The sequence below is a fragment of the Bacillus sp. IBL03825 genome, assembly GCF_024712505.1.
GTDB classification, from domain to species: domain Bacteria; phylum Bacillota; class Bacilli; order Bacillales; family Bacillaceae_G; genus Bacillus_A; species Bacillus_A wiedmannii.
Genome location: NZ_JAMXKE010000003.1, coordinates 263,309 through 276,050 on the forward strand (window position 1 = coordinate 263,309; position 12,742 = coordinate 276,050).

General features: G+C 33.8%; 9 protein-coding genes and 3 pseudogenes. 7 read left to right on the forward strand and 5 right to left on the reverse strand.

Annotation, left to right across the window (positions count from 1 at the left end):
* The first annotated feature begins 93 nt into the window (after window positions 1–93).
* From NHG49_RS30745 to NHG49_RS30755, 4 genes and pseudogenes are all read left to right on the forward strand, one after another.
* Window positions 94–390 carry a transposase gene (locus tag NHG49_RS30745; protein ID WP_258127181.1) on the forward strand — a complete coding sequence of 99 codons (297 nt, stop codon included), beginning with the start codon at window positions 94–96 and terminating at the stop codon, window positions 388–390.
* An 8-nt stretch (window positions 391–398) separates the two neighbouring features.
* On the forward strand, window positions 399–1,061 hold the full coding sequence (locus NHG49_RS30750) for an IS3 family transposase (RefSeq protein WP_258127182.1): 663 nt from the start codon (window positions 399–401) through the stop codon (window positions 1,059–1,061).
* 44 nt (window positions 1,062–1,105) lie between these two features.
* Window positions 1,106–1,279, forward strand: coding sequence for an IS3 family transposase (locus tag NHG49_RS31805; protein WP_374987941.1), 174 nt, complete (start codon window positions 1,106–1,108; stop codon window positions 1,277–1,279).
* A 650-nt stretch (window positions 1,280–1,929) separates the two neighbouring features.
* Window positions 1,930–3,120 (forward strand): annotated as a pseudogene (locus NHG49_RS30755) (IS110 family RNA-guided transposase).
* A gap of 1,029 nt (window positions 3,121–4,149) precedes the next feature.
* Here NHG49_RS30755 and NHG49_RS30760 read toward each other — a convergent pair.
* Window positions 4,150–4,800 carry a replication-relaxation family protein gene (locus NHG49_RS30760; RefSeq protein ID WP_308665809.1) on the reverse strand — a complete coding sequence of 217 codons (651 nt, stop codon included), beginning with the start codon at window positions 4,798–4,800 and terminating at the stop codon, window positions 4,150–4,152.
* 1,154 nt (window positions 4,801–5,954) lie between these two features.
* Here NHG49_RS30760 and NHG49_RS30765 point away from each other — a divergent pair.
* Window positions 5,955–6,335, forward strand: a complete 381-nt coding sequence (locus tag NHG49_RS30765) for a helix-turn-helix domain-containing protein (protein ID WP_258127184.1) — start codon at window positions 5,955–5,957, stop codon at window positions 6,333–6,335.
* A 782-nt stretch (window positions 6,336–7,117) separates the two neighbouring features.
* Here NHG49_RS30765 and NHG49_RS31960 read toward each other — a convergent pair.
* From NHG49_RS31960 to NHG49_RS30780, 3 genes and pseudogenes are all read right to left on the reverse strand, one after another.
* Window positions 7,118–7,481 (reverse strand): annotated as a pseudogene (locus NHG49_RS31960) (ATP-binding protein); the annotation flags it as partial.
* Window positions 7,435–7,821, reverse strand: coding sequence for a Mu transposase domain-containing protein (locus NHG49_RS31965; RefSeq protein WP_483861639.1), 387 nt, complete (start codon window positions 7,819–7,821; stop codon window positions 7,435–7,437). The pseudogene NHG49_RS31960 and the gene NHG49_RS31965, both read right to left, overlap by 47 nt.
* 562 nt (window positions 7,822–8,383) lie before the next feature.
* A complete protein-coding gene (locus tag NHG49_RS30780; RefSeq protein WP_258127187.1) occupies window positions 8,384–8,704 on the reverse strand; it encodes a hypothetical protein in 321 nt (106 codons plus the stop codon).
* 469 nt (window positions 8,705–9,173) lie between these two features.
* Here NHG49_RS30780 and NHG49_RS31970 point away from each other — a divergent pair, with 469 nt between their 5' ends.
* Together NHG49_RS31970 and NHG49_RS30800 are read left to right on the forward strand one after the other, a co-directional pair.
* Entirely contained in the window at window positions 9,174–10,682 is a 1,509-nt protein-coding gene (locus tag NHG49_RS31970; protein WP_483861638.1) for an exosporium leader peptide-containing protein, read from the forward strand.
* 342 nt (window positions 10,683–11,024) lie between these two features.
* Window positions 11,025–11,570 (forward strand): annotated as a pseudogene (locus NHG49_RS30800) (ISNCY family transposase); the annotation flags it as partial.
* A 981-nt stretch (window positions 11,571–12,551) separates the two neighbouring features.
* Here the strand turns inward: NHG49_RS30800 and NHG49_RS30805 are convergent.
* The gene (locus NHG49_RS30805) at window positions 12,552–12,728 is read right to left on the reverse strand and encodes a hypothetical protein (RefSeq protein ID WP_258127188.1); all 177 of its coding nucleotides are present in this window, start codon (window positions 12,726–12,728) and stop codon (window positions 12,552–12,554) included.
* Window positions 12,729–12,742: the final 14 nt, after the last annotated feature.

Sequence of the window (12,742 nt, forward strand, 5' to 3'; positions counted from 1 at the left end):
ATAAGAAAGCCCCTAGCGGACTGATATGATCCCCTTATAGTAGACAGGAAAAAGAAAGCACATTAACCTGTTTACTATGGAGGGGATTTTTTTATGGGAAAAATTAGAGTCACTTACGATGTAGAATTTAAGAAACAAGCTATAGATTTATACTTAAAAGAAGGCATGAGCTATAAAACCATTGCGAAAGAATTAGGTATTCATCACTCGGTTGTAAGTCGTTGGGTGAAACACTTTGAAACTGAAGGAATCAAAGGACTAGAAGAAAAACGCGGTAAAGCGAAAGGACCAGGTTTAGGTAGACCAAGGGTTAGATCCGAAGATCCTGAAGCTAAGATTCGACGATTAGAAGCGGAAAATGAAATGTTAAAAAAGCTCTTAGGGATGTAAAAGGAGGAATGAAAGTCGTATCCAAAACGAAAAAATTCGAAGTCATCCATGAAATGACAAAAATAGGCTATACAGTGATCATTCTATGCGATATTGCTGGTGTAACTAGAAGTGGGTACTACAAATGGATAAAACGGCATACGACGCCTTCAAAAAAACAATCAGAGGATATCGAAATTAAGAAAAAGATATTGGAGTGTCATAAAAAATTAAGAGGAATTTATGGATATAGAAGAATACAAGTGTGGCTGAAAGCCACATATAACCTTCATTTGAATCATAAGCGCATCCAAAGATTGATGAGTGAACTAGGTATCAAAGCCGTAATTAGGAAAAAACGACCTTATTACGGAAAAAAAGAAGCTTATGTGATTTCAGAGAACCATCTAAATAGGGAGTTTCAAGCTTCAAAACCGAATGAGAAATGGGTAACTGATATTACCTATTTGATTTTCAATGGACAGCGCTTGTACTTATCCGCTATTAAGGATTTATACAATAATGAAATTGTTGCCTATGAAACCAGTCGTAGAAACGACTTAAAACTTGTGTTAGATACACTTAAAAAGGCAAAGAAAAGACGAAATGTGAAGGGAATCCTCTTACATAGTGATCAAGGGTCCCAGTATCATCTCGTCAATATAATCAATTACTTAAAAAATATCAGATGAAGGCAAGTATGTCTCGAAGAGGCAACTGTTGGGATAATGCTTGTATGGAAAACTTCTTCAGTCACTTTAAGGCAGAGTGTTTTCATTTACACTCCTTCCGTAAAGCGAATGAGGTCAAACTTGCCGTGCGTAAATATATGCACTTTTATAATCATCAAAGATTTCAAAAGAAATTAAATAACCTGAGTCCATATAAATATAGAACTCAGGTTGCTTAGTTGCGCTTTTTAAATACTGTCTACTTGACAGGGGTCACTGCAAACTCTTGTCCGCCTTTATGCATGGGATGAAAGTATAAATTCCGATTAATAAAACATATAAAATTATAAAAAGATTCTAAAATGATAATATTCTCTGATAAATGAATCTTGTATGAGGTTGTGCAGATCAATTGTGTTTCATGTGTAGAACTATATATGGAGTTAAAAACAAGCACTAAAACATAATGGGAGCTAATAACTTGTCCGGTATGGTAACAGTACCGTAGCTCACGGGCCCATAAATAACAAGTAATTTCATACAATATAGACGTATTAAGTGTAGCATTTCTAATAGTTTCTTGGACGCTTAAGGATATTCCTAGATAATGAAAGTAAGAATCATTTGGGGTAATTCTTTCACCTCCTGTAGGCCTAACTATAAAATTAGAGTGTTTCCCAGTGTTCGAATTATACTTCATACTCCCAAGCTGTTCCCCTTGGTTCAAACCTAATTGTTAGTAGCGCTGGGGCGGCTTTTGAAACAAGGACGAGTTCTCCTACACGAGGATGTTGGTCAGCGATCACAACTAGGGGTATCCCTCAAACATCCAAGAAAGAGATTTTCCAATGATTCTAAACGAAAGGGGGAATTATTTGTTGATTTAGATGTGAGTTCTCAAGATGTAAAAGTTTGCTTTTTAAATAGTGAAGGAGATCGTTTACGATCATTCATTATTACAAACGACTTACCTGGAGCTATGACCTTAAAGGAAAACATTCTAAACATGGTTTCTAAGTCCACCTGTGAAGTCATTAAAATCGGATTAGAATCTACATCTATTTATAGCTATCACCTAGCGATGTTTCTTCACAATGATAAAAATCTGAGAACCTACAGTTCGCAAGTATTTATAATCAATTCAAAACAAATTGCAAACTTAAAAAAAGCTATCCAGAGATGGATAAGACAGATGCCATAGATGCATTTATCATTGCTGACTGTGTTCGTTTTGGGCGCTATACGATATCGACTGTAAATTAAGAACAATATATGGACTTACAATAACTGACTCGTTCTCGTTATCAACTCATACATGCCTTAGCAAAAGAAAAACAACATTTCCTTCAATATATCGGATTGAAATGCAGCCAATTCACACAAGGCGTTGAATCTTCTGTATTTGGAAATACCATGATGGAGTTATTTTTAGAGCGGTTTAGTTTAGAAGAGCTCGCCCAAATGCCTTACAGGAGTTAGTTCTTTTCCTTCAGAAAAAAGGTAAGAATCGCTTTGGTAATCCAGAAGAAGTTGCAAAATCTATTCAAAAAGCTGTTAGAGGTTCGTATCGCTTAAGTAAGGTAATGGAAGATTCCGTTGATCTTCTACTCAGCACCTCTATTCAGATTATGCGCACCTATCAAAATCAAATTAAAGAGGTTGATAAAGGCATACAAAATTTAATGCCTACACCACAAATACTAGAAAGTATTCCTGGTGTAGGTCCTGTATTCGCAGCCGGTATCGTCGCTCAAATTGACCGATTTGCCGATGAAACACGTATCGCGAAATATGCAGGTTTATTCTGGAAAGAATATCAGTCTGGTCGCTTTACTGCAGAAAACACGTCATTAACACGAACAGGAAATCAGGATCTACGTTTTTACTTAGTTGAAGCCGTCAACTCAGTAAGACGCCATGTACCTGAATATCGTGATTATTATGCAAAAAATCTGCAGAAGTACCTAAGCATAAACACAAGCGAGCCTTCGCATTAACTGCAATAAAATTTGTGCGTTTGGTGGATGCGCTACTACGCAACAACCGAATTTACACGCCCGGAAGGAGCGTTTATAGATGATGTCTACTGACATTCTTTATTCTTGTAAATTTCATTAATTTACAGTATATTAGTAGTTTAGTTTCATATTGTCTTTTTTAGGCTATACTACCCAAACTCCAGTCATTATCACTCAAACAGCCACTTGACATCACACCACAGAACTAACTAACTTTTAGAGATGCTGAGTAGTTAAATTTTTTTATTATTTGTAAAAAAATTCAGGTATTAGAATTTTTCGTATAAACATATAATATGGAGATACTTACCACTTAACGTTCTGACTAAATTCCCTGAAAAAGAAAAAATCAACTGTTTCTGAATAATTAAGCAATCCACGTAGTTCCTATGGCTAGAAAACAATTGGTTTAGTTTCTAAGATTTAGTCTTACGTAAACAGCGATGTTTATTTTCGGTAGTTCTTGTATTTTTGTTTCAACTAACAAAGATCAAAAATATCTACCAATTAGATTAGGTCTTACATTAGCATTCAGAATACGGCCATCCGCCTCACAACTCTTCGTAAATTATACAAGTATAATTTACGAAGAGTGATTGTTTTGTTTATAGTAGAGAGACTGCCATTTGTTTGTTTCTTTGTCTACGATTGTACGTTATTATTTTGGATTTAAATTGTGAAACATCATTTTGCTTAAAAAACTTGAAAAAGTATAGACCTAATCTTTAAATGTAAATTGGAAAGTAATGCTACCCACTTCTTTAAGCAATAGTGAAACAGTTCGTTTTTTAATTAAGTGAGCTCAGTAAAGCAAGAATAACCTTTTCTGTTATTTATTAGAAAAGACACGAAACTTGATATTATCCCCTTCTGTCATTCAGCTCTCACTAAAAATTTCTTTTTTTCTACTCATATACTTGTGGAAGAAACCTTCTGTCTAAAAAGTAAAATTAGCATACAACAACCTTTAATCTCCTTTATTCTTTGATTGTTTAAAACTTAGCGTCTGAGATTCCTACTAAATTGGTATATCCCTCCAAAATTAATGATTAAAATTAGTATAAACGACCTATTCACTGAATATATTTATGCTATACACACCCTTGTTTGTTTTGAAAAAACATTTCTACATTAGAGGTTTGAATGATTTGAATGTTATCGCTACATATACAATAAGGTGCTTTAGAAACGATCCACAAATATGGGGATTTTGAAATTTCATATGGTTCTCCCTGAATCCTCCAACTTCCAGATTGTAAATAATTTGTATATCGTTTGATTTTTTCTTCTATTAAGTTTAGTGCGTATCGTGAATTTTGAATTTCAACGAAATATGCTTTTTTGCGCCAAATCATAAAAATATCTGGTTGCATAAATCCAGACCCATATCTTTTCTCAACGTTAAAAATTATCGGTTTTTCATGCTGACATACACTTAAATAAAAATCTACAATTGCCAAATAATGATTCACTTTCTGAGAATTTTTTTTTATAAGAGTAGGATCTGGAAAATAAATATATGGCTGCTTATTTGTATTAGCATCTATATATTTTTCTCGTCTTAACCTTTTTAAAACAAAATTAGCTGAAGTTATAGGGTTTTTCACATGATTAAAAAACATTTTTGCAATTTGATCTCTAGACATACAGCGAAATAGATTTAGAGCTTTTATTATTTCTCGATCTCGTAAGCGCAACAAATATATCCCTCCTTGTGTATTTATTGTTTCTAATAGAAACAATTTCAGAATCTCTTAATCTACAAGTAGCGTGAGCCCAAAACAAAAGTAGGGGTTACTTTTGTTAAAATATACTATGAAGATCCTGTACAATTTATTCCTAGATCACTGTTTTGAATTTAATGAATATAAAAAGATATATAGAGAAGATAAATTAAAATCATTTTCTCTATATATCTTTTTATATAACTATACGGTTTTCTATTTTAACTATCCGCCTTTGGTGACTTATTATCATTACCAACTTTTAGATTCCATAAAATATGAAAACAAAAATCCCCTTTAAGATTTAGGATTGAAGGGTCGCTAGTTTACACACGAATATTCCATAAAGATACTGTTCTTAGGGCTCTTAATTTAGATACAATCGTCCAAATAACTTCCGGTTAGTCCTCTTCCTTCAGGGAAAAGTTACAAAATCCACTTAAACGGTTTTAGGAAATTAATATCCTTTAAGTAAGATAGAGGAATATTGTACTGCTCATCTCCCATCTCTATTTATAGCTATTATATTCTGGAAAAGCAGCATTCTTGTTATTTTACTGCAGAAAGTACGTAGGTAATTAATACTTACGTTATTGCTTGTTGGAAATCGACAAGTTCGTTATACGCCACCGCGCTGGATCTCATTATTTGAAAAATTCTGTACAATAATCTAAACTAAAACATAAATGAAAATATGCATTAGCCACAAGAAAATTTATACAGTTAGTAGAAGCGCTACTACGCAAAAAATAAATTTACAATTCCGAAAGGAGCATTGACGGCTAATGTTTATTGGCATTCTTCCTTCCCTTGTCATTGGACTATGTCCTTTACACGATTAAAGTTAAGGAGGAATTGGTGAAAAAAACTAATGAATAAGAGACAGTTAAGTATAAGAGCATACGTGAAGAGTTGGTTATTATCTGCAGTAAAGAGCATTTTTCCAATATACTTGCCTTTAAGTTTACAATCATCCACGAAATGGATAAAATTCCCAATTAACCTATTAAAGTGGTAAACGAGGAAAAGAAGCGGCAAATGTAATTCTAAAAATTGTTCTTTTTACCAATTTTTATATATGGTTTTCTATTCTGACCAAAATCACATATAAAATGCAATTTGATAAGTAAATTTGATAAACTTGTTTTATATGTAAAAAAAGGTGGGGGGAAATGAAATATAAAATTAAAGAACTCAGAAAACAAAATGGAGATACACTAAAAACATTAGCAGAAAAAATAAATTATGATTACAGCAATCTTTCTAAAATCGAAAGAGGTATTTATACTCCTTCTTTAGATTTATTAAAGAACATTAGTGAGGTATATGGAGTCGAAATATGTTATTTACTAGGGTCCGAGAAACAGGAATATTCTGAAATATCAGGGTCTAAATCTATAAATAAAATAGATCTAAATTCCCCAGAATTATTGCAGAGATATATTTTAATGTTAGATGGAAAAACTATTACGAAATCAGAACATGAATTCATGGTTGAAATAATTCGTAAGTTACGTAAAATGATTATGGAACAACAAAATAATAGGGATTGAAAAGACACATAGTACAGTAAATCTCTTATTTGTATATTATTTAATCTTAATGTTACACAATACAAATAATTTTCTTCATTAGAAAAATTTCTTGTTATACATATGTAAATATCCATAAATCGGTTGGCCTCGATTTTAGATAGGAAATAAATTCCCATATAACTATAGGTGAATGAGATCATTATGTTGACCAATTTTATATCTGGTTCAACACGACCCAAAATACAAAAATCATAAATTTTTTCATTTCGTATAACAGTGCCAGTTCTCAATTGATTAAGAATTACTTACCGAAGGGTTAAAATAAGCCTAAGTAAAGAATGGTTTTAGTCCAACCGCTTTGGTTTGCTAGCTACAGGCTGCTCAACGGTAGAGATAGTTAAGAATAGATTCATGCTTTCACTGATACCTGTTGGCCTCTCTTTTCTCAATGCGACTGTTATAATACCCGCCTCAAAAACGCAGTAAGCCTGCAATCTTTTTTGAAGGATATTTTACTGAGATAAAGGTCAGCCCTGTTTCCTTTGGAATTCATGGCACAATATAAATAAATTCATTTACCTTTTACTTTAATATTCAACCAATCACCTCTCCATGAATCATTGGTTTCCTAAAAACATCTACGAATTCATTCATCTAATTCAATTTTATATTGATGAAAATTACGCTTAATTATTGTATGAGCTATCGATAAGATTAGTTCTTACACTTTGATTGTACTGTTTTCTGCAACTAAAAAGTGGTACGAAATACAATTTTTTTTGTTAGCACCCCAGCTCGTTTTATAAAGTCATATAAGAATGTTTTAATCTATAACTTTCTCCTGTAAATATTAGCAAGTAGCTATGATGAATAAGACGATTTATCATAGCTGTTGTTAAACGCTCATCGTGAAAAATACTATTCCACCTACTAAACTCTAAATTTGTTGTAATAACAATACTTTGCTTTTCATAACATCCTGCAATTACTTGGAGGAGGAGCGCTCCTTATTGAATTACCGGTATATATCCCCCATTCATCACAGATTAAAACATCTATTTTTTCTATTTGATTAATCATTTTATACAAACGATCTGCGTTTTTGGCTGCAATTAATTCATTTACTAATGTAGCAGTTCGATAAAATCGCACGCTTTTTTTCTGCTGTCTGCGTTAAGTACACTTTCCATGGATGTAGCAATTCTTCATAAAAAGCTAAATTTTGAAGCGATTTCGGCCGTTGTGCCATTAATTTTAAATAGGGAATCCACTTCATTGACTCTAATCCTTCTCCATATAAACGTGGATGGCAAATGATTTTTTGATAGTTCTCATTTAAAACTTCAATTTGGTTATAAGTAATTTTGAGCCATACTTCTTTTTGAGAAAAATCAGGTGCGGTAGAATAGCGATTTTTGGCATAACAAATCTTTCCGTACTTATCTGATTTTACTTTTTGTAAGCGATGGACATCAAACGTTGTTTTTGGTAATCTATTTGAAATAGCTTTTCAATCTGTTCTTTTTTCGATAATGTTTACGGTTCATATCATTATCACAACGCTGTAATAATTCTTAATTATACGCTTCTATATCTGGCAATAGATGGTATAGGAACAAAAAATTACGTCGGATATAACCAACTTTATTTTCTACATGCCCTTTTTCATGACCACTGTTTGGGTTGCAAAATATATGTTGGAAGTTATAATAATATGCGAAATTCTAACATTATTTTGTAAGTGTACGCTGTTCATTTTTATGAATGCTTGTTACAGCGGTAGATAAATTATCAAACCAGATTTGTAGAGGTACACCTTCGGTGTACTCAAATATTTGCTTTAACCCTTGTAAAAGACGCCCTTGGTTTTGAGCTGATAAAGCTTGTACATAACTTGCATTACTGTCCGGAAAGGATACTGCTAAATAAGAACCTTTTGTTTCAATTCTTTGTTCATTTAAATAAACAAGATGTCCAAAATCTGCTTGCGCTTATACTGGATAATTATGTAAATAAAGATAACCTTCACATTTCTGATATAACTCTTTCTTTTTATGCGATACATACTATTGAACAGTTTGTATAGACACAGGAAACTCTCCACCGTATATCTCTATCAATCGTTTGTATACACGGGCTCCTATATGCCGTTCTTTTATTGGAGCCTTCCTATCTTCCTCTAACGATTGATTAATTTGTGCTTTATAAGGATCTAATTTGGTTCCTTTTGGTTCTCTCAGTGTAGGAAGTAGATTATGATTTTCTAAATACGCATATTTTCGTACAGTTTGAAAATTATGTCCAGTTTCTTTAGAAATGGCTCGTAGAGACATCCCTTTATATTGATGTAAATATTTGATATGATGTTGTTGAATCATTGTAAGCATCCCTTCCCCTCCTTCTAATTGTCTTTTCTCACAATTAGAAGGCTAGTTGGAACGAGAGGGGTGCTGGCAATGATTTTTTATTTATATGTACTATCATTCCGTTCGTCCTCATTCAGCATTAAATGGATTGACTCCTTACCAATACTCAAAATCAATTGCGTAATCTAATTTGTGTTTCAGTTTTTCTTGACCAGGTCAAACTTACAGTCCTAATTTAACTTCTAAAGAATATTTGGTCATAGAAAAAACTGCACCCAAATTGTTAAGTTTATCTAAAAATTAAGGTGCAGCTCAAAATATATATAACATCTTTTTTCTTTAATAGCAGGTAAATATATGTCACTCCTATTCTATGTAGTATGATTCAAAAAGTGTTTTTTTTATAATAAAATATCTGGATCATTTTATTACTTTTATGCATTTATTATAAAGCAAAATTACTTTTAAAGGATAGATTGGAGGACAATATATGTCATGTGAAAAAGATAAAAAACAAGTTCATTCAAATGGAATTTTGTTTACACCTGCCTTAGATCCTAGTTTAATAGGACCTACTTTCCCGCCAATTCCACCTTTTACGCTATCCACAGGACCTACAGGACCTACAGGACCTACAGGGCTTACAGGATCTACAGGGCTTACAGGACCTACAGGACCTACAGGACCTACAGGGCTTATAGGATCTACAGGGCTTACAGGACTTACAGGACCTACAGGATTTACAGGACCTACAGGGCTTACAGGACTTACAGGACCTACAGGACTTACAGGACCTACAGGACCTACAGGACCTACAGGGCTTACAGGACCTACAGGACTTACAGGACCTACAGGACTTACAGGACCTACAGGATCTACAGGATTTACAGGACCTACAGGGCTTACAGGATCTACAGGGCTTACAGGACCTACAGGGCTTACAGGACCTACAGGATTTACAGGACCTACAGGGCTTACAGGACCTACAGGGCTTACAGGATCTACAGGACTTACTGGATTTACAGGACCTACAGGACCTACAGGACCTACAGGGCTTACAGGACCTACAGGGCTTACAGGACTTACTGGATTTACAGGACCTACAGGACCTACAGGGCTTACAGGACCTACAGGGCTTACAGGACCTACAGGACCTACAGGGCTTACAGGACTTACAGGACCTACAGGACCTACAGGACCTACAGGACCTACAGGATTTACAGGACCTACAGGGCTTACAGGACCTACAGGGCTTACAGGATCTACAGGACTTACTGGATTTACAGGACCTACAGGACCTACAGGGCTTACAGGACCTACAGGGCTTACAGGACCTACAGGGCTTACAGGACCTACAGGGCTTACAGGATCTACAGGACCTACAGGGCTTACAGGATCTACAGGGCTTACAGGACCTACAGGACTTACAGGACCTACAGGGCTTATAGGATCTACAGGGCTTACAGGACTTACAGGACCTACAGGATTTACAGGACCTACAGGACCTACAGGGCTTACAGGATCTACAGGACTTACTGGATTTACAGGACCTACAGGACTTACTGGATTTACAGGACCTACAGGATCTACAGGACCTCTGATTACCACGAATAATGCTACAATATATCATTCAGGTAACAACATTATGGCAACACATACGCCTATACCGTTCAGTTCTAATTTGGTGATTAATGGAACCGCTATCTCTCATACACCTGGAAGTACTGATATCACATTAAATCCGAATCAAGTGTATTTGGTGATATATTCCATGACAGGTTCATCAACTGGTGCGGGTTTCAATTTGGCTTTGGCATTAAATGGGACATTAATTGCTGGATCTAATTCTGGGGTCGATCAGTTAGGAATATATACAGTTGCAAAATCCTCAATTATTACTACAGGTTCCGGAGTGAATACGCTTACTCTTGTAAATGGTTCAACAGCAGCAACATACTCTGGACAATACGGTAATATAACAATTGTTGCGTTACAATAATAAATTAGTCCTGTCAAAATTTACTGAATACTAAGTTAAAGCTACCACTACATGAGCAGAAACTTAAGATTTTGAATTTCTCCAAAAACGAAATTTTTGCCCCTATAGAGTCATTTATGAGAATTAAATTCATTTTTTAACGTGATGGAGATAGGGGACAAAAATATAAATTTCATCGCTGAAAAAAATAAAAAGAAAAAACGATTGCTTGGACCCTAAGGGGCAATCGTTTTTTCTTTTTAAGCTGTTTGTAATGACCAATTACAGATTCAAAATATTATTTAGTGTTATTTTTGTTTTCCGAAACTGTCTTCATATTATTGGTCGTCCATTCCTTAATTTTTAAATGTTTTATTTGCTTATGTAAACAGTTTAACAATCGGAGGCGTTTCGCCTAAGATAGGTCAACCACCAATTTGTAGAAAAATATTGTTAAACTACTTCTTTTAGAATTGATTTCTTACGGAAATTAACTTATTTTCTACAGGTATATCCTTTTTTTACGAGTTTTGTAGTACCGCTACTTTTCACGTGTAGGTGCTTGGTTTCGTGAAGAAGGAATTCCTTTAATTCATGAACAGATATTAATTAAGATGGATTTTGAGTCAATCCTTTCTGTGTTAATTGATTGTACTATATTTCGGAGTAGTTTGTATGATTCGTGTAAACCATGTGGGGAAAATCGGTTTGTTATCGTTGATATAACGATTATAAAGCCCATATTTGTTCTGCACCGACAGATTTGATTTTACAACGGTAAATATATATGATAGCTAGATGATTTATGAAGTTGCGGGCACGTATAATATTTTTTCTGTAAACCTTATTAATCTGAGAAATGGTTTACAAATCAAAAGTATACATCATCGTGTGCTATCAAATTCTGTCATAGGAACACTTTAGTCTAGTCTACTTTTCTTTCTTGTAAATATTTAGCTTTATACAATACTCTCCTTAAAAGAAACCTAAAGGATTGAGCCAAATAAAAGCGCTTTTGTTTATGTTCCAACATTCCACTTATCCTTACGTTTATTGTTCGATGACTTGTTATTTCTGATGCGTATTAAACCATTGGAGCAAAAAGAATTAGAATCCAACGCATGAAAAGAAAATAACTTTTCATATGCTCCCCTATAGAATATCCTACCTTTCGTTTTCGAAAACAGATAATTATTTTACTTCCAATCCATCCATTTTTAATGCTTTGAATTTTAAAGTCATTGTATAGTCAACATTTTGTTTCTGTGTCAACCTTAACAGTAAATTTCAAACTTACTTCTTTTTGTGCCTATTTTCCATTTAATTCCCCTTCTGCTGCGAATGTATTTATTCCGCTTCCGAATGTCATGATACCTAATATTGTAATATTTTTTTCAATACTTTCATATGCAATCCTTTTTTTCGTTTATATATATATTAAACTATTGATTTATTTGTAACATTTATTCCATTTTTTATTACTTCACAATAATTCGTATTTCAACTGGTGTTGTTCCTTTCTTTTTCTTATTTTGTGGTTCAAATATCTCTACATCTGCTGTTACTTTATATTCTCCTGCTTTGAGAGGTTTTTCTAATGTAACTAACCTCTTTAATTTCGCGGCCAGGATATATAGAGCTCACGTTTCATAGATACCCTTTTTGTGTGATCACTTATTAATCGGGTACGCTTTTCTTTCTTCATTACGAATATAGAGGGAGCCTTTTTCATTTTTTTCTTTCAAAATAGCCTCTGGATAAATACACATAATGGAATGTTATCGTCTTATTTACTGTACCTATTTTTTCTTTTTGTGGAACATCTCTGCCGGATTTTGGAGAATTTAATAACCAGCCTTCATATTTAAATTTGACGCCATCTAATTTAAGCTAATCTTTTTGATCAGCCAAATAAGAATCGTTCCCAAGCTGAATCTCTGCTTGTTTTGTTGCTAAAATCGTTTCGTCATTACTGCAAATATTTTCGACTATAACAGGATTCACACCAAAAGAAACAGTGTATAAATATTCAACCTTTTCCCCAGACTGTAAGATTTCACTTACCACAACATAAACTTTTT